The sequence below is a fragment of the Aquiflexum balticum DSM 16537 genome (assembly GCF_900176595.1).
In the GTDB taxonomy this organism is placed as follows: Bacteria; Bacteroidota; Bacteroidia; order Cytophagales; family Cyclobacteriaceae; genus Aquiflexum; species Aquiflexum balticum.
Genome location: NZ_LT838813.1, coordinates 4,282,412 through 4,307,247, shown reverse-complemented (window position 1 = coordinate 4,307,247; position 24,836 = coordinate 4,282,412). Strand labels below are relative to the sequence as shown.

The 24,836-nt window shown below is 38.2% G+C and carries 19 protein-coding genes and 1 tRNA gene; 16 read left to right on the top strand and 4 right to left on the bottom strand.

Going from position 1 to position 24,836, the window contains the following annotated elements:
• The first annotated feature begins 4 nt into the window (after positions 1–4).
• The 15 genes from B9A52_RS18195 (at position 5) to B9A52_RS18125 (ending at position 17,065) form a co-directional block, all read left to right on the top strand.
• Complete coding sequence (locus tag B9A52_RS18195) at positions 5–466, top strand: hypothetical protein (protein ID WP_084121806.1); 462 nt, start codon at positions 5–7, stop codon at positions 464–466.
• Positions 467–643: 177 nt separating this feature from the next.
• On the top strand, positions 644–1,630 hold the full coding sequence (locus B9A52_RS18190; RefSeq protein ID WP_084121805.1) for an SAM-dependent methyltransferase: 987 nt from the start codon (positions 644–646) through the stop codon (positions 1,628–1,630).
• A 270-nt stretch (positions 1,631–1,900) separates the two neighbouring features.
• Complete coding sequence (locus B9A52_RS18185; protein WP_084121804.1) at positions 1,901–3,001, top strand: DUF922 domain-containing protein; 1,101 nt, start codon at positions 1,901–1,903, stop codon at positions 2,999–3,001.
• An 87-nt stretch (positions 3,002–3,088) separates the two neighbouring features.
• Positions 3,089–3,646 carry an antitoxin Xre/MbcA/ParS toxin-binding domain-containing protein gene (locus B9A52_RS18180; protein WP_084123589.1) on the top strand — a complete coding sequence of 186 codons (558 nt, stop codon included), beginning with the start codon at positions 3,089–3,091 and terminating at the stop codon, positions 3,644–3,646.
• 20 nt (positions 3,647–3,666) lie between these two features.
• Positions 3,667–4,113 (top strand): RES family NAD+ phosphorylase, encoded by a 447-nt coding sequence (locus tag B9A52_RS18175; RefSeq protein WP_084123588.1) that lies wholly within the window; start codon positions 3,667–3,669, stop codon positions 4,111–4,113.
• Between the two features lie 124 nt (positions 4,114–4,237).
• A complete protein-coding gene (locus tag B9A52_RS18170; protein ID WP_084121803.1) occupies positions 4,238–4,564 on the top strand; it encodes a type II toxin-antitoxin system HigB family toxin in 327 nt (108 codons plus the stop codon).
• Between the two features lie 10 nt (positions 4,565–4,574).
• Positions 4,575–5,021, top strand: coding sequence for a helix-turn-helix domain-containing protein (locus tag B9A52_RS18165; RefSeq protein ID WP_084121802.1), 447 nt, complete (start codon positions 4,575–4,577; stop codon positions 5,019–5,021).
• Between the two features lie 77 nt (positions 5,022–5,098).
• Complete coding sequence (locus B9A52_RS18160) at positions 5,099–6,616, top strand: serine hydrolase domain-containing protein (protein ID WP_084121801.1); 1,518 nt, start codon at positions 5,099–5,101, stop codon at positions 6,614–6,616.
• Between the two features lie 386 nt (positions 6,617–7,002).
• Positions 7,003–7,470, top strand: coding sequence for a GAF domain-containing protein (locus B9A52_RS18155; protein ID WP_084123587.1), 468 nt, complete (start codon positions 7,003–7,005; stop codon positions 7,468–7,470).
• Between the two features lie 74 nt (positions 7,471–7,544).
• Positions 7,545–9,182: a M1 family metallopeptidase gene (locus tag B9A52_RS18150; RefSeq protein ID WP_084121800.1), complete on the top strand. Its 1,638-nt coding sequence runs from the start codon at positions 7,545–7,547 to the stop codon at positions 9,180–9,182.
• 136 nt (positions 9,183–9,318) lie between these two features.
• On the top strand, positions 9,319–10,704 hold the full coding sequence (locus B9A52_RS18145) for a Gfo/Idh/MocA family protein (protein ID WP_084121799.1): 1,386 nt from the start codon (positions 9,319–9,321) through the stop codon (positions 10,702–10,704).
• Positions 10,705–10,947: 243 nt separating this feature from the next.
• On the top strand, positions 10,948–12,054 hold the full coding sequence (locus tag B9A52_RS18140) for an alkene reductase (RefSeq protein WP_084123586.1): 1,107 nt from the start codon (positions 10,948–10,950) through the stop codon (positions 12,052–12,054).
• A gap of 502 nt (positions 12,055–12,556) precedes the next feature.
• The gene (locus B9A52_RS18135; protein ID WP_084121798.1) at positions 12,557–14,023 is read left to right on the top strand and encodes an SLC13 family permease; all 1,467 of its coding nucleotides are present in this window, start codon (positions 12,557–12,559) and stop codon (positions 14,021–14,023) included.
• Between the two features lie 343 nt (positions 14,024–14,366).
• Complete coding sequence (locus B9A52_RS18130) at positions 14,367–15,626, top strand: hypothetical protein (RefSeq protein WP_084121797.1); 1,260 nt, start codon at positions 14,367–14,369, stop codon at positions 15,624–15,626.
• Positions 15,623–17,065 (top strand): Dyp-type peroxidase, encoded by a 1,443-nt coding sequence (locus tag B9A52_RS18125; protein WP_084121796.1) that lies wholly within the window; start codon positions 15,623–15,625, stop codon positions 17,063–17,065. Before B9A52_RS18130 ends, B9A52_RS18125 begins: the two co-directional genes overlap by 4 nt.
• A 2-nt stretch (positions 17,066–17,067) precedes the next feature.
• On the opposite strand, the gene B9A52_RS18120 is transcribed toward B9A52_RS18125, so the two are convergent.
• Positions 17,068–18,633, bottom strand: a complete 1,566-nt coding sequence (locus B9A52_RS18120; protein WP_084121795.1) for an SRPBCC family protein — start codon at positions 18,631–18,633, stop codon at positions 17,068–17,070.
• A gap of 218 nt (positions 18,634–18,851) precedes the next feature.
• Here B9A52_RS18120 and B9A52_RS18115 point away from each other — a divergent pair, with 218 nt between their 5' ends.
• Positions 18,852–23,978, top strand: a complete 5,127-nt coding sequence (locus B9A52_RS18115) for an adenylate/guanylate cyclase domain-containing protein (protein WP_172805240.1) — start codon at positions 18,852–18,854, stop codon at positions 23,976–23,978.
• On the opposite strand, the gene B9A52_RS26570 is transcribed toward B9A52_RS18115, so the two are convergent.
• From B9A52_RS26570 to B9A52_RS18100, 3 genes are all read right to left on the bottom strand, one after another.
• Positions 23,869–24,198, bottom strand: coding sequence for a GIY-YIG nuclease family protein (locus B9A52_RS26570; RefSeq protein WP_172805239.1), 330 nt, complete (start codon positions 24,196–24,198; stop codon positions 23,869–23,871). The two genes, B9A52_RS18115 and B9A52_RS26570, sit on opposite strands and share 110 nt — an antisense overlap.
• Positions 24,199–24,346: 148 nt before the next feature.
• The gene (locus tag B9A52_RS18105; protein ID WP_084121792.1) at positions 24,347–24,646 is read right to left on the bottom strand and encodes a GIY-YIG nuclease family protein; all 300 of its coding nucleotides are present in this window, start codon (positions 24,644–24,646) and stop codon (positions 24,347–24,349) included.
• Positions 24,647–24,696: 50 nt separating this feature from the next.
• Positions 24,697–24,769 (bottom strand) — tRNA-Thr (locus B9A52_RS18100).
• Positions 24,770–24,836: the final 67 nt, after the last annotated feature.

Sequence of the window (24,836 nt, the reverse complement as noted above, 5' to 3'; positions counted from 1 at the left end):
AAAGATGAAAAATATACATATTCAAAAAATCATCAAACCATTTATCTTCAGCTCTTTTCTGGCGTTTTCTCTTTTGTTTTCTTCATGTGGTGAGGATCCTTCAGATCCACAACCAACCGTACAGGAGCAAACACGCTTGATTTTGGTGAGTTCCCCCTGGAAAATGACCAAAGTTACAGTGGATGGATTTGATCAAACCAATGTTTATAGGGATTTGGTTCTTACATTTCTAAATACCCAATATAACTCAGTAAATGGAAAAGGAGTATGGCCTGCAAGTGGATTTTGGAACTTTGATAACTCAGAAGCCACTGCATTCGTCAGAAGTGACGGAGTTCGCGTGGAAATACAAAATATTTCAGAATCGTCTCTTAGATTAAGTCTTGATTGGGATGAAACAACTTTCATTACTTCAGGAAGGACTTTGTCTTTAGAAGGTCAACATATTTTTGAATTTGGAAAATAGGGTTTATTTGTAACAGAAGCTGGAGATTTTTCTCCGGCTTCTTTCTTTTTACCAGAGGAATTTTTTTCTTTTTTTTAGCATACTTATGCTTTGCTGATAATTTTGTTTAAATTATTATCCAATTCGAATACATTTTAGGATAAGATTTTTTTAAATCCAACATCAAATAAAATACATATGGGAACTGAAGAGCTTAAAACTGAAACACCAAAAGGCAAATGGATAGGATCCAGTGTCAGTGAACGTGAAGGTCAGCAATGGGATAAGAAAAAAGAAATGGACTTCACTTATACCAACATTGACAAATTCATCAGATTGAGTCTTGGAGAAAATGCTCATTTTAGCAATGCCATGTATTTGGGTGATTTTTCGATGAGCCTGGAAGAGGCACAATTAAAGAAATATGAATTTGTCGTTGAAAATCTTGGGATAAAAAAAGGTACCAGAGTCCTTGACTTGGGATGTGGTTGGGGCGGTTGGCTCAAATATTTAAGAGATGTTGTCGGAGCGGAAGGAATTGGAGTAAACCTTTCTGACGGTCAAGTTCAAGCTTGCAGAGACAATGGACTTACAGCTTATATCAAAGATGCGCGATTTGTCAAACCTGAAGATTTTGGCACATTTGATGCCATTACTGCCTTTGGGAGTTTTGAGCATGTAGCTTCTGTCAGAGATTATCTCAATGGCCAACAGGACGCTGTTTATGAGGACTACTTTAGGCATGTTTATCATTTACTGAAGGATGGGGGGAAATTTTATATGCAAAGTATGACCTTTGAAAAAAACATGATGCCATTTGAAGAAATAGATATCAATGCACCCAAAGACTCCAATCAATATATGATGGCCTTGCTATTAAAGCATAATCCTGATTCTTGGGTTCCATATGGCTATGAACATATCGTAAGGACTGCAGAACCCTATTTCAATAACATTTATTACACTGATGGAAGGTTGGATTATATCCATACAAACCGGGAGTGGACCAAAAGATTTCATAGGTTTCAATTGAAAAAATACCTTTGGTTTGCTTCTTTGATTCCAAAATACCTGACAGATAAAGAATTCAGACATCAACTTGCCGTTTTGAGAGTACGTCCGAATAGGGTATGTTTTGAAAGGGAAATCATGGGACATGCGAGGTTGATTTTTGAGAAGAGGTAGATAAATGACCGATGACGGATGACCGATGTTGCATAAGGACTGAAGACAGGAGACAGAAGACAAAAGAAGAAAGATGCGCAGAATGAATTGAAAGAGTTGTTTTCATCAAATTTAACCCCACTTGATCGGCAGGTCATGTGGGGTTAAATTTTTGAAAAGCATGTTTCCTTAGGAGCCCGATCTGAATTGTAGGAAAAGTTCTAATTGGATATTGGGCTCAGGAGGAAACGGGGTTTAGAACTGTTGTTTTTAGCTTTGCGTTAAGACATTATGCAGAGAAAATTATTTTCATTAGTCATCCTTTTTCTCATTCTGATCTTTCCAGCAATAGCACAGGAAATACAATTTGAATTAACAAAAGTAGAGGGTAAAACCCTTGAAAATTCCGGTTTTCAATTGGTAGAAGTAATAGATAACCAGGAAAATTCTGCTTCAATTGGTAGTATTTATAGCACCAATAATCAGGTATATAAGATAAAAATTAGAAATACAATTTCTCAGGGAATAAAAGACTTTTATAATAACTCACTTTCACAAAGTGAAACTGAAAGGGCTATACAGATGCGTGTTGTGGATTTTAAAATTTCAGAGAAACAACAAAGCAGTAAAGTAGCTTCGGGAGAATTGAAAATCAAATTCAGTTATTACCTTAAAGGTTCTTTTGAACCTGTTCATTTGGTGGATTATGAAGCAGGAATAACTTACCAAAGATCCATTCACCGTACCGATTTGGTTAATCAAATATTAAATAGGGGAGTCTCCAATTCCCTTATATTTTTCAATGATTGGATAAAAGACCATGCAACCCAAAATCGAAAATTGGCAAAAAGTATCAGGTTGGAAATAATTGAAAAATCCAGAAAGAGCGACCAGGATACTGTTTTTTATGATTCCAATCGGCCATTGAATTGGAATGATTTCCTCGACAAACCGAACCGTACCAGTAGCAACAATGCTGTGATTTTTACAAGTTTGGCTATGGAGGGGGATCCTTTTATGGAAGATGGGGTTTTGGTTTTACCCTTGGAAATTAAGGTTTATATGCTTCCCGGTTCTTCATGGGTAAGGAATGAAGGCAAAAATGATTATTCATTGAATCATGAGCAAAGACATTTTGACGTCACTAGGATAGTAGGAAATAGATTGATCAACAAGTTAAAAGCATTGGAGCTGAACCCTGAAAATTATGAGGCTGAAGTCAATAGTGCTTTTTTTGACTCTTATAGGGAAATGAACAGACTTCAGGAAATCTACGATGCAAGAACAAGGCATGGCTTAGATAATGCTCAGCACCGCTGGAATACCATTCTTGACAAAGCTTTGAATGGCGAAATGGAAGAAATTGAAAAAGAGTTGATCAAAGGGAAGTAATTAATTGATGGAAATTTTTCTTTTCAATTTCAAATGAATATTTTTATAATGTCAAATGAAATTTTTGAATCTACAAATCAAAGAAAAATGGCCTCTAAAAAGACAAAGCCTTACGAAGAATCCCATCCAAGAGAAGAGAATATTGTTTCTGATTTTCAATATGAGGCTCCTTATGGCAATACTACGGCATTTCAGGTGGAGAGATCCGGACATTCAAAATCATATGATATTCCAAGTGGGTATGGATTTTTTGTACCTGCGTTTGCAAAAGCAAATAGTATGGCCGAAGTAGGGGAGATATTGGACCAAAATCTTCTTTCAGAAGATATTTCCCCTATCGTTGATTTTTTGGATCTAAAAATTCAAGAGATAGCCAAGGCTGCTTCTGTGTCCCCAAGTACTGTTTCCCGATGGGATAATAAGAGTCCGATTGGTACTCCGGGGTCCTATCAGTTTTTTAAAATAGACGAGGTCATCAAAAAAGGCGTGGATTTATTTGGCAATACCACCCTTTTGAAGCAATGGTTGGACAGTCCGAATATGGCTCTTGGAAATATGGCTCCCATTAAGTTGATTACCTCCATGATAGGCTTGGAGTGGGTAGATGAGGCCTTGGATGCCCTTCATTTTGGCAATGTCATGTAAGTATGCGGTATTTCAGAATCATGTCAGAATCCTATTATAAAAATCCATTTGGTTGTTCATATAGCGCAGGGAGATGGAATCCAAAAGGCATGGGGATGATTTACGCCGGAAGTGGGCCTGCCTTATCTTTATTGGAATACCTGTGTATCAAGGGCAATGCCGTTTCAGGAAAATCCTGGTATATGATTGAATTTGAAATCCAAAATCCGGATTTAATAGGAACAATGGAAAAAGAAAGTTTACCAAAACAATGGAATATATTGCCACATGGCAAAATCACCCAGGACTTTGGGAAGATTTGGTTACAGGAAAAGGAATTTCCTTTTTTAAGAGTACCTTCAGCCAGATTAAATCTTTCATTTTATCCGTTGGAACATAACCTTTTGATCAATCCTGAATTCCCTGATCTGAAAAAGTATATGGAATTTGTAGGGCAGGTTAGGTTTGATTATTTGTTGAGTTCTTGAAAATGCCAGTTACGCTTATTTGGAGACTCTGTCTATTGGGAGATATATTATTTAAGACTATTTGAACTTTAAATGCAATTTTATTCGCTTTTTGCGAACTTTTAATTAAATTACATCGTCTGAAATGAAAGTACATATTATTAAATGGAGGTCGATTGAGAAATTTGTAAAGGAACACTCACGATCTGAGGTTTCCTTTGAGATATTCAAAACTTCTATTAAATATGCGGATTGGGATTCAATACATGACATTCAAAAGACTTTTGCTTCTGCTGATATTATAAACAACAACAGAATTGTATTTAATATTGGTGGAAATAATTTCAGACTGATATGTTCATATTGGTTTGGCCCAAAGATGGTTCATTTGTATGTGAAATGGATTGGAACTCATTCTGAGTATTCTAAGCTGTGCAAGCAAAATTTACAATACACTGTTGATTTATATTAATCATAAAGACATGAAAAATTTCACAATTATCAGATCAGAAAATCAATATTTGAACTATTGTGACGAATTGGAAAAACTTTCAAATGAATATAGCAAGAATCCAAATCAAGATTTAATTGATTTGATTGATACCATCACTTTATTGATTGAGAATTATGATGAATCCAATTCAACTTTTGAAGAATCAGAGCCAATTCAATTATTAAAATTTCTGATGCAGGAAAATAATCTGAACCAGAAAGAATTGGCTGAAACTTTAGAAATTTCAAAGGGTCATCTTTCAGATATTTTAAATTATAAAAAAGGGCTTTCAAAAAATATGATCAGGAGTTTGTCAGAAAGATTTAAGATGCAGCAGAGTGCCTTTAATAGACCTTATGAGCTAAAATCAGTTTCAAATAATCAACTTAAAAGTGCAGGTTTGAGAAATTCCCAAAAAGAAACGGAAAAAGTTTAATCTTTATAGTCTATAAATTATTTGATATTCATTTCCTTTTTCAGGATTCAGAATTTCTAAACATGTCATCTTAACCTATGAAACCCACCTTTCAAACATTAATTCTATTCGTGTTTCCTTTTCAGATTTTTGCCCAAAGCGCTTTACCTAGAAATACCCCCGAAGCACTGAATATTTCCAGCAAAGGGATTCAAGAGTTTTTGGATGCTGTAGGCTCTGAAAGCAAACATGAAATGCACAGCCTGATGATTTTGAGAAATGGTCAGGTGGCAGCTGAGGGTTGGTGGGCGCCTTATGGTCCGAAAACCAAGCATACCATGTATTCTGTGAGCAAAACATTCACTGCTTCAGCAATAGGTTTGGCAGTTGCAGATGGAAAGCTGAAAGTCACCGATAAGGTTATATCTTTTTTCCCGGAATCATTACCGACAACAGTTAGCCCCCATTTGGCGGAATTGGAAATAAAAGACCTGCTTTCGATGACCGTAGGACATGACAAAAGTTTCAACCAGGAAGTTTTTACGCAGGAAGATTGGGTCAAGGCTTTTTTGAATTTGCCCATTGCCGACAAGCCCGGCACCAAGTTTCTATACAATACCTCTGCGAGCTATATGCTATCAGCCATCATCCAAAAAGTAACCGGACAAAATCTATTGGAATATCTTCAGCCAAGGTTGTTGGATCCATTGGGTATATCCGGAGCGGATTGGGAGAAAGATTTGGAAGGGATTGCCGTTGGGGGATGGGGTATCAGGGTAAAAACCGAAGATATGGCCAAGCTTGGACAATTGTTTTTGCAAAAGGGGAATTGGAACGGGAAACAGATTTTACCGGAATCTTGGATTGAAGAAGCCAGTACCATGAAAATCATGCAGGAACCCGATGCTTCACCTGAAAGGATTGCTTCCAATGATTGGGTTCAGGGATATGGCTACCAAATGTGGCGAAGCAGGTATAATTCCTACCGGGCAGATGGTGCCTTTGGACAATATATCCTGATATTGCCTGAATTGGAAGGAGTGATCGTCATCACATCTGAAACCAGTGACATGCAGGGTTTATTGGATTTGGTTTGGAAGCATCTACTTCCTGCATTTGATAATGATCCTTCTTCTGAAAAAAACCTTGAAAGAAATTTAAAAAATCTTTCTCTTTCTCCTCTAAAAAGTAAATCAAATAAAAAACTAGAAAATACAATAAGTAATAATACCTATATTGTTGAAAATCAAAATAATATAGTAAATGAATTTAATATAAAATTTCTGAAATCCAGCATTAAACTTTCCTTGAAGGTGGGAGAGGAGTCTCACGAATTCTTCCTGGCTTCGGGAAACTGGCTTCTGGGAACAACAGACAGAAAAGGTCCCAACCTTTTCCACTTTGCCCAAAACCAACTTGATGGTTTGGCCCCATTTAAAGTTGCCGGAAGTTATGCCTGGAAAGATGAAAAGACCATTGAAATAAAACTGAAATACTATGAAAGCCCTCATACCGAAACCATTCTGATCACCTTTGAAGGAGATCATGCAGAGATTATTTTCAAAAACAGTTTTGAGAATAGGGAAGATTGGCCGGTATTTGTGGGGAAAGCTTAATAAGATTTGAGATGTGAGATTTGAGATTTGAGACACAAAACACAAGATTCAAGACTTAGACATTAAATAAAGTAATAATTTGAATTAGTGAAAAAGACTTCACCTTGTCATGTCGACGGCAGGAGACATCTATTACAAACGGGGGGGTTGGACATTAGACACAAGCTCCAAGACTGGGTTACACTAAATGAAGTAAGAATATTAAATAGAGAAAAAAGCCTTTCCTTTTTATGTCTAGCCCGACTACTGCTCGGAATGAAAATCTATTGAAAAGTGAGATTCAAGATATGAGGCACAAAATCCGTCTTTATTTCAAGAAACCTAAATCCATAAACAAACCCCTACTTGGTACTTTGTACTTAGTACTTTGTACATCAAAAAAAAACATGAACAAAACACAAAATATCATCAATAACATTAAGGAAATCAAAGGCGAAATCAACTGGTCAGAGCTCCTGTCCGAGACCATTTCCGCATTTGACTGTACTACGGGAACAATCCATGTGCTGGACAAAGAAAGTAACCTATTGCGCTTAAAGGCACAACAAGGAATCCCGGATTTCCTATTGCCAAAAATGGAAGCCATTCCTATTGGAAAAGGTATGGCAGGTATTGCAGCTGAAAGGAAAAAACCTGTGGAAATGTGTAATCTCCAAACCGATGAATCCGGAGTTGCAAGACCTGCTGCAAAAGAAACAAAGGTTGAAGGTTCCATTGCTGTTCCCATGTTGTTGGATGGCGAATTGTTTGGGACTTTGGGAATTGCAAAACCTGTGCCTTATGATTTTACTGAGGAGGAAAGTGAGGGTTTGTTGAGGATAGGGGAGAGTTTGGCGGGGAGAATTGTTTCATAGTTGATTAAATTTTGGCTGGAAGACAGTAGACGGAAGACGGAAGTAACCTTGATTTAAAGTTTGACATTTATCTTATGAACATCTTTATAAAACCATTCTTATCCTTAATCTTACTTTTTACTGTGGCTATAGGTTATTCCCAAACTGAAAAGTTTACCCGTGCTGATACCTTAAGAGGAAGTATTACCCCCGAAAGAGGCTGGTGGGATTTGAATTATTACCATTTGGATGTGGAAATTTTTCCTGATACGAAATCCATTTCCGGTACAAATACGGTGAGGTATCAGGTGAAAGAGGAGCATCAGGTGCTGCAGATTGACCTTCAGGAGCCTCTAAAGATCATTGCTGCAAGACAGGATGGACAGGAATTGATGATCAGGAAAGAAGGGGCAGCTCATTTTATCAAATTGAGCAAAAAGCAGGTTCCGGGAACTTTTGAGGAGATCATTATCAGTTATGAAGGCCAACCCAAGGAAGCTGTCCGCCCACCTTGGGATGGTGGCATTACCTGGCAAAAGGATGATAACGGCAAGCATTTTATTGCTTCATCCAACCAAGGAATTGGTTCCAGTATTTGGTGGCCAAGCAAGGACCATCCTGCCGACGAAGTGGACAGCATGCTGATCAGTGTAACGTTACCAAAAGATCTTATGAACATTTCCAATGGAAGGTTGAGGAAAGTGGAGAAGAAAGGAAAAACGAGAACCTACCATTGGTTTGTCAGTAATCCCATCAATGACTATGGTGTCAATATCAATATCGGGGATTATGTGCATTTCTCTGAAAAATATCCCGGAGAAAAGGGAGAACTTGATATGGAATACTATGTCCTGAAGAACAACCTGGAAAAGGCTAAAGTACAGTTTCAGGATGCAAGGCGCATGATGGAAGCTTTCGAACATTGGTTTGGTCCGTACCCTTTTTATGAAGACAGTTACAAATTGGTGGAAGCACCCTATTTGGGAATGGAGCATCAGAGTTCGGTTACCTATGGTAACGGCTATCAAAACGGCTATCGGGGAACAGACCTAAGCGGTACCGGTTGGGGGCTGAAGTTTGATTTTATCATCATCCACGAATCCGGGCATGAGTGGTTTGCCAACAACATTACCTATAAGGATGTGGCAGATATGTGGATTCATGAGAGTTTTACCAATTATTCCGAAAGTCTCTTTGTGGAATATTTCTATGGAAAAGAAGCAGGACAGGAGTATGTCCGTGGCACCCGTACCCGGATTGAAAACAAACTACCTATTATCGGGAGGTATTCTGTGAATCATAAAGGTTCGGGCGATATGTATTACAAAGGCGGAAATATCCTGAACATGCTCCGTCAAATCCTGGATGATGATGAAAAATGGAGACAAATCCTGAGGGGATTGAACCGTGAATTTTACCATCAGACTGTCACAACAGAACAAGTGGAAAACTATATTTCAAGAGAAAGTGGCTTGAATTTAGAGAATTTCTTTAACCAATATCTAAGAAATGTTTCAATTCCGACTTTAGAATATTACTTTTCGGATGAGGAGACTCTCCATTATCGCTGGGGCAACAGCATAAATTCATTTGATATGCCCGTGGATATAGCAATTGGAACAGAAACAATGCGAATTTCACCCACTACCCAATGGCAGCAAACTAAGGTAAAAAAGTCTGGTTCACTCACAGTAGACCCGGATTATTATGTGGGGAGTTTTCGATTGAGGTAAAAAAATAGGTTTACGTAGTTTTTTGACTGACCATTGGTCAATCAGATAAAACAACGGATAACAATAACCAAATCTCCAATTTCAATTCTGAAGTTTCAGATTTAAGATACTTTCTCAACCCAAAGAATAATTACCCATGAAAAATCAACGCAGACAGTTTTTAAAAAAAGTCGGTGGCTCATTAGCATTGGCAGGCTTTGGAGGAGTACTTGAAGCAGGAGCTGATGAGGACTTAAACATACTAAGAAGCGAAATCAAACCAAGTGCCAATGATCGTATCAGGATCGGTTTGATTGGTGCTGGAATCATTGGGCATTATGATGCGGAAGCTGCTCTGAAAATAGTCGGAGTTGAGCTGGCTGCGGTTTGTGACCTTTATACAGGACGCCTCGAATTTGCCAAAGAAAAATGGGGAAAGGATATGTTCACCACAAGGGACTACCGGGAAGTGCTTGATCGTGAAGATATAGATGCAGTATTGATTTGCACACCGGACCATTGGCATCAGCGGATTTCCATAGATGCCCTCAATGCAGGCAAACATGTTTACTGTGAGAAACCTATGGTCCATAAGATTGAAGAGGGAAAAGCGATCATTGATGCCCAAAAGGAATCCAAAAAGGTGTTTCAGGTTGGTAGCCAAAGGGCGAGTGCATTAGCGATTTTGGAAGCAAAAAAGGTTTTGGAAAGCGGGATGATTGGTGAATTGACTTATATTCAAGCTTACTGTGACCGAACTGATTTCCGCGGGGCATGGAATTATTCAATACCTCTTGATGCTTCACCGGAAACTGTGGATTTTGACACATTTTTAGGAGATACGCCAAAGGTGCCATTCGATGCGACACGGTTTTTCAGGTGGAGAAACTATAAGGACTACGGAACAGGGGCTGCCGGGGATTTGATAGTACACCTATTGACAGGCATTCATACCATTACAGAATCACAAGGCCCCACCAGGATTTTCAGCCTTGGGGACTTGAAATATTGGCAAGATGGTCGTGAAGCCTACGATATCGTAAATGCATTGATGGATTATCCCGCTTCCGAAAAACATAAATCCTTTCAGCTCTATACCCGGGCAAATTTGGCTGATGGGGAAGGAAAAGGTGGATTCGGTATGAAGATGTTTGGCACGGAAGGCGTGATTGATATTGGTTGGCATGAATTCAAGGTTTCTACGGTCAAGCGCGGCAAAGCACCTGGATTTGGTGGTTACGATGCATTTGAAAGCTTCTCAAAAGCCCAAAAAACCGAATTCCAGAAGTGGTACAAGCAAACCTATGGATCAGAGCAAAGCGGCTATCATATTGGCCGACAGAAGGTTTACAGTGCACCGATTGGCTACGATGACCGTATGGATCATATGGTGGTTTTCTTTAACGCCGTACGGAATAACAACCAAGTATTGGAAGATGCTTCCTTTGGCTTAAGGGCAGCAGCACCGTCCTTGGCCTGCAACTTGAGTATCGAACAGGGAAGACAGATTCTTTGGGATCCGGTGGAGATGAAGTTGGTTTGACAATCCTCCTCAATAACTTTAAATTCTTGCAGAAGCTCTTTAGGTCAAAAATTCCAAAGGCGCAAAATCAGTTGAAGGGATAGTTTATGCCTAATTTTTAAGATTTCTTTTCTGTATGGTCTGAAAATGGGAATGAAATAAGTATTCAAAAGGCATAAATAATTAACTTAATTTTTCGTGAACGATTTGCAGGAAGGGATTGTTGTATATACATATAATTTTGAAGACAAACCAAATTCCAATATGAATAACAAACCACTTTTAGAAAAATTAAACCTCGGGGACATTGAATTGAATAACAGGGTTGTAATGGCCCCAATGACAAGAAGTAGATCAGATAATCCGGAAAATGCACCTACAGACCTTCATGCCAAGTATTACAGACAGCGGGCTTCCGCTGGCCTTATTATTACAGAGGGATCTCAGATTTCCAAGAAGGCAGTAGGATACATCAATACACCGGGTATTTATTCTCAAGCCCAAATTGATGGTTGGAAAAAAGTGACCGAAGCTGTACATGAAAGGGGAGGTAAGGTATTTATCCAAATCTGGCATGTAGGCAGGATTTCTCATCCTGATTTTCACAATGGGGAACTCCCTTTAGCTCCTTCAGCCATCAACCCGCTCGCTAAGTCTTTTACTCCAAAAGGTTTTAAGGAGACAGTTACCCCTAAAGAAATGTCATTGGAGGAAATACAGGATACCATTATGGACTTTAAAATGGCGGGAAAAAATGCCATGGAAGCAGGTTTTGACGGAATCGAGATTCATGCCTCTAATGGATACTTGCTACATCAGTTTTTCAGCCGTACCTCCAATGTGAGAACCGATGGCTACGGAGGAAGTATTGAAAACAGGGCCAGGATCCTTTTTGATATTATCGATGCACTTAAAGAAGTCATGCCCGAAAACAGAATTGGTGTAAGGTTAAACCCTTCTTTACATGGAGTTTTTGGAATGACTATGGATGAAGAAAGTATTCCAACTTTCGATTATATCATCGAAAAGCTCAATGAATATAATCTTGCCTATCTTCATTTGTCAGAGCCATTTTCGGATGTTTCTGAGTTGCCTTTTGCTGTAACCGAAATCGCAAAGCGATATAGGCCTATTTACAAAGGCACCTTGATAATAAATGGGGATTTTGACCAGGAAAAAGGAAACCGTTATATACTGGAAGGATTGGCTGATGCGGTTGCTTTTGGCAAACCGTATGTGTCCAACCCGGATCTAGTAGAAAGATTTGCCCAGGATGCCCCGCTACAGGATTGGGATCAAAGTACTTTCTATACACCCTGTGAAAAAGGGTACACAGATTATCCCAAATTAAAGCTGGAAAAAACAAATTGATCAAAAGGGGCTGAAAAAATCGGCCCATTTTTTCCTTTTCCAGTGATTGGGATTCTGGAATTATTGGAGATCAGTTTGCTCCCTTAAATTTTACAGCTGTTCCTGAAATAAAATTACTTTGGTCGAAAGAAGTGTATGGAACATTCACCTAGCCATCTTGGCTCAGATTTTTAGCTCTTTCCACTAGTCAATTCCTCAACCCATTAAGACCCATGGGCTGACCTCCGGAGTGAGTGGAATTACAAATTCCAAAAATAGTAAGGTGTAGATACAATCTACACATAGCGGCGGGATCGTTGTATAGTATAACTTTACTATTAGTCTGATTCTGGATTATTGTAAATGTAATTTTAATGTTATATAATTTACATTATGTTAAATAAAAAGAAAAACATTCCCACATAACCCATATCACCAAATAAATCAACCATCAACTCCCTAACCCATTCAAATTTGTAAATCCTATTTTTTTTGGTAAGCTTAGCTTTCTATTTGGAAATCTATGAACCAAACCAATACCGCTAAAATTGGCTTATTTCTGGGGCCTATTTTGTTTCTGGGAATTTTGTTTTTGTTACAGCCCAAGGATATGTCGCCCGAAGCCTTGGCCATGTTGGCGGTAACAACCTGGATTGCGGTTTGGTGGATTACTGAAGCGATTCCGATTGCTGCGACTTCCCTGTTGCCTTTGGTGCTGCTTCCCACACTTGGAGTTTTGTCTATGGCCAATACGGCAACGTCCTATTCCCATCCCATGGTCTTGCTGTATATGGGCGGATTTATGATTGCTATGGCCATTGAGAAATGGAACCTTCATAAACGGATTGCTCTGACCATTATCGCCTTTATCGGAACCAATATTCAAAGGATTATCCTGGGATTTATGGTGGCGACGGCTTTTTTGTCTATGTGGATATCCAATACTGCCACTTCCCTGATGATGCTACCAATTGCAATAGCTGTTGTGACTCAATTGAGTTCACCTGAAAATCCCCATGAAAGATCTCCCAATAAAATCGGAAAAGCGTTGATGTTGGGCATTGCCTATAGCGCCTCTATTGGCGGCGTGGCCACTTTGATAGGAACTCCCACCAATATCATTCTCGCCGGAGTCATCAAGGAAATGTATCAATATGAGATTACTTTTTCCCAATGGATGCTTTTTGGTCTTCCGATCTCCATTATATTATTGGCTATTTGTTGGGTGTACCTAGTGAAATTTGCCTACCCTTTCGAAAAGGATTTTGCCATCCATGGTGGTAAAGAGGAAATCCATGCCCAACTCAGGCTATTGGGTCCTATCACTGTAGAAGAAAAAAGGGTTGCCTGGGTTTTTGGTTTGGTTTCTTTGTCCTGGATCCTGCGTTCTTTTGTTTTACAGGATTTTATTCCGGCTTTGGATGATACCATGATTGCCATTGCAGGGGTTTTGGTTTTATTTGTTATCCCCTCCTCCGATCGTAAAACTAAACTATTAGATTGGAAAACGGCCGAGAGAATTCCTTGGGGAATTTTATTGCTTTTTGGTGGTGGATTATCATTGGCTGAAGGATTTAAAGAAACAGGTTTGGCTTCTTGGATCGGCAATCAGTTTGTTTTCCTCGATTTTATTGCATTTGGGCTGTTCTTGTTGATTGTAATTACAGCTGTCAATTTTTTGACCGAAATAACATCCAATGTAGCCACGGCTTCCATGCTGCTGCCAATTTTAGCTGCCGTCTCTTACGCTATGGGTGTCCATCCGTATGGATTGATGGTAGGTGCCACGATGGCGGCAAGCTGCGCCTTTATGCTTCCTGTGGCCACTCCACCTAACGCGGTGGTTTTTGGTTCCGGTTACCTGACCATTCCTGATATGTTCAAGGCAGGCCTTTGGATGAATATTTTTTCTATAATTTTGATTACATTTTTCACCTTATTTATCCTTCCTTTGCTTTGGGGGATTGATTTGAACGTTTATCCGTTTTAAGATTGGAATTAGTCGACTTCATTTTTCGAAATTCAGTGTTCATTATTCAATATTAAAAATTCAAAAATTTCAAAATTTCAAAATTGGAAAATTAAGTATTTGACTACTCAAAATTTGACCTATGGTCAAGAGATCATTCATCCTTCATTCCTCTCAATTTTATTTCAGATTTATTCGATAAATCCCGAATGTTAATTGGAATTTCAGGTAAATAAACAGTATATTGTTTTGATATTTTTGTTATTCACTGATATTTAATCTGCAATCCATGACTTTAGAAAACCTGGCAATAAAAGGCGGTTTAAAATTCTTCGAAAAACCAAGTTAGATCAAATCACATTTTATGGCACAAAATCAACTCATCACCATAGTACCGATCCTTGATAAAAAATGCGATATCCTTTCTGACCATCTTCGATCGATCCGAATCGAGTTGCTTAAGGGCGTAAAACCTGATTTTGAAGCCTTCAATTCCATTCACTTTGCCAGATGGGTAATTATAGATAGGGAAATTCCCGGATTCCCCACTCCTACTTCTGCTATTCCCAAACTTTGCTTTGTGGTGGATTATGACGGTACCCAAGCTGAACTTTTCAAAAACCTATCCACGGTTTCTTCTGCTATGATAGATGGGATTTACTGTTATTGTGAGGATTACCCATTGGAAAATAAAAGGACAGAAGAAAGCAGGATTGCTTTTTTCAATCGACATACCATCAAAAACACTTCAGTTTATATCGGAGCCCCGGGAAGAAGTCTGCAACAAATCAGGGACGAAAGCCGCCTTCGGAATTACCTAAGGGATTATCTTGACTTTTTATCGTTGAAAAGAGGACCTGCGAAAGAAATCCATGAAAAACTCCGCACCAAAATAATGTCCGAAAATGACTTTGAATTTTTGAAGACACCTGTAAAAATGCCAAAAATCAACTGGTTTGGCATGGCCCTGATAGGTTTGATTTTGCTTGTCTTGTCCCCTTTGCTGATACTATGGATATTGATGGTGCAGTTTTTTTATGAAAGAAAGGATGAAGTGTTTACTATGAAAAGAAGTCAATTGGACAATCAGGCACTCAGCACCCTAGAGACTTATGAAGATATTTACAATCAAAACCAATTCACTCAATTGGTGGAAATGAAGCCCGGAATAGTAAGACTGATTACCATCAATGGCATGTTTATGTTGGCCAATGGCCTGATCAGATTCTTTTTTGTCAAAGGGAAATTGATGGGGATACCGAGCATTCATTTTGCCCGATGGGTGCTTTTCGATGACAATAAAAGGGTTTTGTTTTTCAGTAATTTTGATGGAAGTTGGCAGCAGTACCTCGGCGATTTTATAGACAAAAGCGGTTGGGGCTTGACCGGTATTTTTTCGAATACCAAGGTTTTTCCAAAAACAAAGTTTCTATTGACCGGAGGGGCTTATGACGAGGAGCATTTTCTTGCCTGGAGTCGACATTCCCAATTGCCAACGGATGTATGGTACAGTGCCTATCCTCAGCTCTCGATCAAAAATATCAACAACAATACCAAAATCAGAACGCTTTTGATGAAAGATCTTTCCGAAAAACAAGCTGCTAAATTTCTTCAACTTTTATGAAAAACGATATGGATACCATTCTGGAATTTGATGATATACAAGGTTATGTGATCCGGGGATACGCCCGATTTACCTTTTCCAGGTTTTATTACCTTAAAATCACCGAACCAAAAAAAACCAGAAACTGGTTGAGGACTATTTGGCCAAGTTTGACCAATTCGGTACATATTCACAATAAGGAAAATCTTCCTGAGAAAGGTTTGAACATTGCTTTTACAAGTAAAGGTCTTGATGTTCTGGGATTGGACGAGGGAAATATAGCAGCTTTTTCCAGAGAATTCAGACAGGGAATGGCTACTGAACACCGGTCAAGACTGTTGGGGGATTTTGACTCCAGTGCACCTGAAAATTGGAGATGGGGAGGATACAATAATGAGCCCATACATATTTGTTTGCTTGTATTTGGATCACAAGATGATATTGCGAAAGCATATTATGCCGAAATGGAATCCCAATTTGAGTCGGCTGGACTGGAGCAAATATTGAGAATTGATGGTTTGACTTTACCTCAAAACAAAGAACATTTCGGATTTAGAGACGGGATTTCTCAACCAATCATCAAAGACTCCGGCAGATCAGGCCCAAAAGATGACATAGTTGAGCCAGGTGAGTTTATTATGGGCTATAAAAACAATTATGGGGTATTTCCCGACACTCCTTTAATCCAATCCGACCAAGGAGATCTGAATCTTTTGCCAACGGATGCTGGCGGAAGCGGCAAAAAAGATATTGGTAGGAACGGGACTTATCTCGTCATGCGTCAATTGGAACAGGATGTGGCAGCATTTTGGGAATTTATGAATGAAAAGACCAAAAATCATGATGGTAGTATCAATGAATTGGAAAGCCTCAAATTGGCAGCAAAAATGATGGGGAGATGGCAAAACGGGGCTCCTGTGACTAAGTATCCTGATGCCGACCCGGGAGAATTGAGCGATGACAATGATTTTGGTTATGCCAAAAATGATCAGGAAGGCCTGAAATGTCCTTATGGTTCCCACCTCAGAAGATCCAATCCCAGAGATAGCTTTGAGGATATGGGCATCAAAGAATCAATACTTCTAAGCAACAGGCATAGAATTATCAGGAGAGCGAGGCTGTACGGTGATCCGATTGAAGGATCTCCTACAGCACATAAACCAAATGGTGAAGTGGGACTAATATTTGCCTGCTTTAATGTGGATATCAGCCGGCAATATGAATTTGTACAATATTCCTGGGGAAACTCTAAGAAAGTCAAACAGCTGTACAATGATCCTGACCCAATCATTGGGACCAAAGAAAAAACAGAACTTGATGAGGAACAGAATTTTACCATTCAGGGTAACCCTGTCAACCAAACCATAAAAGGTCTTCAACGATTTGTAACTGTTCGGGGCGGGGCGTATTTCTTTTTCCCTTCCATCAATGCTGTCAGGTACCTTTCTACTTTGGATTAAATTCAGTCTGGGTCTTCTATATTGGTTTTGACATTATTCAAGCCGTTCTGAAGGTATTTTTTCAATACCAATGGTACAAACAAAGCAAGGAACAGCCGTCCCAAAATATTTTTGTATGTGAATGAATATTCCCAACGGACCCTGGTTTGGTCCTTATAGGTATCAAACCAAAACCTCCCAAATCCTTTGACTGTGAGATGCCTGAAGAAATCACTGAAATCAGTAATCTGGTAAGCATAGTTGGCATAGGGATTACAGGAAATCAGCTCCTCAACCAAAGTAGCATCATCTCCCCTTTCTATCAGTCTTTTATCCCCTACGCTGTCATAATGTTGACCTTCTACAGTTACCTTTTTGATGCCATAAATCGGCCCTTTTTTGGTCAGCCAATTAGGCAATTCCTTCACGCTCATGATATAATCGTAAGCAGTTTTTTTGTCACAGTCTATTTTCACCTCTGCTGAAGTCAGAATAATTCCTTTCTTCGGCACAGTTTGATCAATGGTATTTGAGGGGTGTATTTTGAATACCGAATCCAGAAAATCAGGAGAGTCCAGGGGCTCTGTCATCGGTAACTTATTTTTGTGGTGTCTTAACTTGGAGAGTGCCTCATAGGCTTTTTTCCTTGTCCTGTTGAAGCTGCCCAATGGCCGGTGTACGGGTAAGGAATGCCAAGGATTGAATGAAAGGTTTTCTCCAAACTCCATTTGATCCTGATGATCAAAGGATTGTGGAAAAATTTTCAGCGTTGCGACTTTAATAAACTGTGAAGTCCAGGCCACTGTAGGGTCTTCTATCGGCATGGTATCAGCATTGGTCTGAAACTGAATATAAAAATCAAAAAGGGCTTCATTATTGTTTAAAGTTTGTGCCAAATTGACCCTCAGGAAATCATAGTCCTTGGTATTGGATACTACAGTTTTGTTTTCAGTTGAGGGTTTAAGAAAATATTTCACTGCCCTGTCAGGACTTCCAAATTGGTAAGGTTGTGTACTCCAATAGGGGATTTCCAAAGGATTGGAGCAAGGAATCAAACTTTTTTTAACGCGCAAAAACATGCCCAAATGAAACGGGTTAAGGAAATATAAAGGCTTGGCCAATGGATTTTTGGAAGTAAGGGACTTAAGTGTCTTACTGAATTGTTTGGTGTTTTTTGAAAAAAAAGTTTCACTGCTCATCAACAAAAAATCCTGTGTGGGTTCATTGAATTCATCATTGATCAGTTTTTCGCCAGGTACCCCCAAGAGCTTAATGGCAATTCCTCTGATATCCTTTTTCTTATCAGCCTGAGGCTTGGTATTCCCATTCGAAAAACGAACCCAGGCATGATATGATCGGTTTTCACTGAAAACTCCAACGTGTAGATCCTTTGGCAAATTGGGTTCAACTATAAATTCTGCTTTAACGCATCCATGCATTTTGGTATGGACTTGTCGGAGCATTTTTTTGTCATCGTACATCCTCTTTACCTGATCTTCCATTTCCCGAATCATCGCAGCGGTGATAGAATCTTCGTCGGCAATTACATATTCTCTTCCTAATTGTTTTTTTCCTTGAGTTATTGACATAAAATCCAGCTTTGAAAATAATTATTAAAAACAAAAAATACGCTACATTAAATTTAATGATATATTTTACTTGTATGCCATTTTGATCTTTAAAATAATGTATTTTAGAATTTCAATCTTGATTTTGCAAAAGGTTCCAATATCCAAACTAAATGTCCCTCAAAGACAATTATTTTCGGGTATTCTAAAGATATTTCAAAGAAAAATTCCGAATGGAAATGAAAAGTAAATTGGTTTATACAGGAGATCATTTTTCCATCCATAATCCAGCTTTGGATTCCGGTGAACAAATAGTCCTAAAAACCGCAAAAATCACCTCCCTTTCTCCAGTAAAGCAAATGAAAGCTGAAAACGAGGGTTCATTTGCAGGAGAAAAAATTGAAGGGTTCAGGCGGGTGTTTGGCTTTGAAAAGAGTCAATCGGAAATCATTCTTAAACTAGATCATGTTTCAGGTGTTTCCTTGAGAGAATTTTGTGAAAGCAACCTGACTTTACTGGAAAAAGTGCATCTCTGCATTAGATTGGCAAGAGCACTTTCAGCTATACATAGTCAGCAGATTATACATCTGAACTTAAATCCTGACCATATCTTAATTGAAAGTCATACCGGATCCATTTACTTTATCAGCTTGGGAATTGCTACCCGGCTTAAAAGGAAAATAGGCATTGATAATAAAATTTATTTTTCAGATGCAAACCTTGATTTTATTGCCCCCGAACAAACAGGAAGAATAAGTTCAGATGTTGGTTATTTTAGTGACATCTATTCTTTGGGAGGTGTTTTCTATTGGCTTTTCACAAATCAATTGATGTTTGGATCCAAGGAATATTCTGCCAAAATCCATGCACACATTGCCCTCTCTCCCCTAGCACCCAGAGATATTTCTGATACACCACCATTGATTTCCAATCTCATTATGAAAATGGTGGAGAAAGATATTGAGGACAGATATCAATCGATTTTTGGAGTACTGCACGATCTTCAGGTCATTTTTTCGAATCTTGAAAACAAAGGAATAATCAAAAATTTTGAACTCGGATCAAATGATTCTTCAGGGATCCTTCAATTTACCAATCAACTTTATGGCCGAAGGAAAGAAATAGCCAAATTGAATGATAGCTATGAAAGGGTAAAAAATGGAGAAAATATACTGGTACTAATATACGGCAGTTCCGGTGTGGGGAAATCGACTTTAGCGGAGCAATTATACCGTCCTGTACTGCAGGATGGTGGTTTTTATATTACAGGTAAATTTGATCAATTAAAGACTGATGTCCCTTATTTCGCCTTTTCCCAAGCTTTTGGTTCCTGGATGGAGCAAATATTATTGGAAGATGAATCCACGCTTCAAAGATGGAAGTCTGAGCTTTACAAAAAATTACATCCCATCGGACGTGCATTATTCGATATAGTCCCAAATCTGGATAAATTACTGGACAACGAGCCCCTCCTACCGGTTCTTCATGGACAGGAATCCAAATTGAGGTTTGAGTATGCATTGACAAATTTTGTTAAAGTGATCTCAGAATCCGGTAAACCGATGGTTATCTTCATTGATGATCTTCAATGGTCCGATTCTTCTTCCCTTGATCTTATAAGAATTATTCTTACCAATAAGGACTTAAAAAATTTTTTGTTGATAGGCACGTACCGGGACAACGAAATCTTTGTGGGCCATCCTTTTCTGGAATTCAAAACAGAGCTTGAAAATGCCGGAATATTTCCAGAAGGACTCCATCTGGAAAACCTTCAGTCTAAGGACATCCATAAGCTTGTTTCAGATACATTAGGCAATTCCATTTTACCATTAAAGGATCTTGCCGATATCATTCAAAAAAAATCGGCCGGTAATGCATTGTTTGTGAATCAGTTTATCAAAGCTATTTACAGTAATGAGATATTGACTTTTGACAGGACCGAAAGGGGATGGAAATGGGACACTGAAAAATTATTGGAATTCAATGTTGAAGGGGACATTGTAGACCTTTTAATAGGAACTATCCAAAAACTTCCTCAAGAGACCGTTTCGATGCTAAAATTGGCCTCTTGTATCGGAAACAAATTTAACTTGGATATTTTGTCTATTGTCACAGGTAATTTGAAAGATGAGGTTTATGAAAAATTAAAGCCAGCAATTAACTCCGGAATGATTTTAGAAGGCCGAAATAAAAGCCTTTATTTTGTTCATGATAAAGTGCAACAGGCAATATATACACTCAATGAAGAAGTTGCCAAAAGGGAAATTCACCTTAAAATCGGAAGGCTTTTGCTTGAAAAAACCCCCAATTCAGATATTAGGGAAAACATTTTTGATATTGTACATCATTTCAATTTCGCCAAGGAATGGGTTAAGGAGCAGGCCGAAATAAAAAAAGTCAGTGAATTAAACCTGATAGCGGGAATAAGGTCCCAAAATGCTGCCGCGTATTCAATGGCATTGCATTATTTTGAAAATGCCATAGAATTTCTGACTGAAGAGAATTGGGAAAAAGACAATGAATTTGTACTGAAGGTATTTTTTAAGGCTGCAGAAGCAGCATATCAATCTAACAATCAGGCTCAATTTGAGAAACTTGCAGGAATTTTGGATGTAAGGGTGAATAAAAAGGTAGAGAAACTCAAGCTAGCCGTCCTAAAAATCAAAAATGCAAACATCAAAAATGATCAGAAATTAGTGATAAATATTGGGTTGGAAGCTGTTAAATTGTTGGGCTATAAGCATAAAAAGAATCCATCCAAAATCGATTTTTTAGTGGGCTATTTTTTAACGAATTATAGATTGAGTAAATTCACTTTGGAGAAAGTATCAAAGTTACCAAAGTCCACCAACGAGGAGATGATTCTTGGTATTGAAATATTACAATATGTGGCTTTTGCCTCGTACTTTTTATCGCCGATTTCCGTCCCATTGCATATTTTCAAAATGTTTGATTGGACTTTGAAATATGGTATTGCTCCTCAGTCCACATTTACAATTCTTATTTTTGGGTATATAAATATTGTCCACATGAATAATATTGAAAAAGGACTAAAAATTGCGCAATTAGGTTATGAATTATCTGAATACCTCAAAGAAGATGAAAACGGATGTAAAGTAAGGGGTGCATATCACATTTTTATTTCTTTTTGGCTAAAACCGATGCATGAAACAATACCTGACCTGGAAGATTCTTTTAAAAGAGGACTAAATACCGGTGAATTTGAATATAATTCTTTAACCGCTTTAATGATTATGTTCAACCGTTTTTTTTCCGGTGACCCACTTCAAAATATAACCAAAAGAGGGGAATTGCTGATCAAACAAATGACTCCGCTAAATCAAACCCTTCAAATAGCTAGAGTAAAAATGTTTACTCAAGTGGCACATTTGTTAATCAAAGGATTTCCGGAAGATTATAAAATCCAAGGAGATATTCTGGACGAGGATGAAGTTTCATTTCCGGACGGACCTGTATCTTCAAGTTATTACAGTAACTTATTTGAACTAAAGAAGGTCGTTGCCCTTATTTTTAACCAATACGAATTGGCTTATGATTTTTCCATCAGACAAAAGCCATATTTGATGTCAATTAATGGTACCATGGGTGAATACCTTTATTATTTTTATGAAAATCTATGTATCAGTTCTATCTACAATTCAAGGGACCAGAAAGAACAAAAACGCCTGAAGAAAATCCTAAAAAAGAATCTTGACAAGTTTAATAAATATGTAAGCTTTTCTGAGACCAATTTCCTTCATCGTTTGGAATTGATGAAGGCTGAAATTTTCTTGTTGGAAAAGAATTATGATCTCGCAGCTAAACATTATTTCAATTCTATTCGCTTCGCTAGAATCAACAAGTTTATCCAAGAAGAAGCTATTGCATGGGAGCGTACAGGGATTCTATATTTGGAAATGAATCAGGCAGAAGTGGCTCAATTTTATTTAACAAATGCCTATAAGACATATTCCAAGTGGGGTGCGAAGTCAAAGTTGGAGCAAATGAAAGAAAAGTATGCCACTCATATTTTACCGGATGAAATAGGAGTCAATTCAAACAGCCTTGACCTAAATACAATTTTGAAAACCATCAATCTTCTTTCAGGTGAAGTGGTACTAGAGAATATCCTGGTAGGATTAATGAACCTTGTGGCAGAAAATGCAGGTGCTGAAAGGGCCTTTTTGATTTCTTTGGAAGACAACAAAAAAGTAATCAAGGCATCTATTGAAAAATCCACCAATCAAATCAAAGTGATGCAAAACATCCCCTTTGAGGAATTTGATGAAATCAGTTCATCTGTTGTCAATTCGGTAGCTCGGAACGGTGAAATACTGGTTTTAGATGATGCCAATTTGGTTCTCCCCTATTCCAACGACGATTATATCTTCAAAAATGCAATCAGGTCCATTGTGTGTATTCCCCTTAAACATGGAAATACAATTTTGGCTTTTCTTTATCTTGAAAACAGGCTTTTATCAGGAGCATTTTCAAAAGAACGTTTGGAAATCCTCCATATAATGGCAACGCAGACGGCCATATCCCTTCAAAATGCCATGTTGTTTGATCAGACGAATCGCCTGAATCTGGAACTAAAACAGGAAGTTGATATGAGGAAAGTAATTGAAGAAAACCTCAGGATCAATGAAAAGCGTTTGGAGGAATACAATATCAATCTTGAAAATAAAGTCAACGAAAGAACCTTGGACCTCAAGATAGAAAAAGAAAAATCCGATGAGTTGTTATTGAATATTCTGCCGTATGATATTGCCATGGAACTTAAAGAAAAAGGTTCTGCTGATGCCAAAAAATTTGAGAATGTAACGGTCTTGTTTACGGATTTTGAAGGGTTCTCGCAAATAGCCGAGGAAATGAACGCAGTTGACTTGGTTTCTGAAATAGATTATTGCTTCAAAGAGTTTGACAAGATTATCCAAAAGCACAATATTGAAAAAATCAAAACCATTGGTGATGCATATATGGCTGTAGGTGGCCTACCTGTGACAAATGAAACACATCCTTTTGATGTTGTCAATGCAGCTTTGGAAATAATGGAATTTATGGAAGTCCATAAAAAAAGGAAGCTGAAGGAGAAACAACCTGTTTTTGAAATCAGAATCGGAATCCATAGCGGAAATGTTGTTGCAGGTATAGTAGGATTTAAGAAATTTGCCTATGATATCTGGGGAGATACTGTCAATGTAGCCTCACGCATGGAAAGCAGTGGAGCAATAGGAAAAATCAATATTTCAGGTACTACATTTGGGTTGATAAATGAAAAGTACAAATGCAGCTACAGGGGTAAAATACAGGCAAAGAATAAAGGTGAAATTGATATGTATTTTGTTGAAGGGAAAGTAGACTGATTTTATTTTTCTTAATGTGTTTTTCAATCAGTTTTGCTGTATTCTCATATAAATTTGGGATTGAATGGTACAGTTCCCAATCATCTGCTCTGTCAGTAAATGAACCTTTGAAAACATGCCTATTATGCTGATCCAGCCTGGATTCCATGTTTTCAGTGTATCCGATGTAAAATCGGTCTATTGACTTGGAGTACAATATATAAACGCAAAAAACTTTCATAGCTATGCGGATTTGAAAAAAAGAAAAAGGCAACATCTCTGTTGCCTTTGAGCCCCCTGCCGGTCCCGATAGCTATCGGGACAGCGACCTACTGATTATCCCGCATCTGCGGGACTCTACCATCCCGATAGCTATCGGGATAAGGAGGCTAATCATTTTTAAAGTATTTAAGGATTAATTTTTGCGTTAAATCAGGGTATTTTTTGAGATTTTCAAGATATGTCCTTGATTTATTTTTTTTAATGTGCTTTTCAATCAGTTTGGCTATATTCTCAGATAAATCCGGGATTAAATGGTACAATTCCCAATCTTCTGCTCTATCTGTGAAGGAACCTTTGAAGACATTCTTATTGTGCTGATCCAGCCTGGATTCCATGTTTTCTGTGTATCCGATGTAAAATCGGTCTATAGACTTGGAGTATAATATATAAACACAAAAAACTTTCATAGCTATGCGGATTTGAAAAAAAGGAAAAGGCAACATTTCTGTTGCCTTTGAGCCCCCTGCCGGGATCGAACCAGCGACCTACTGATTACAAGTCAGTTGCTCTACCAGCTGAGCTAAGGAGGCTTTTAATATTTATTCTTTACTCTACCATCCCGATAACTATCGGGATAAGGAGGCTTTTAATATTTAT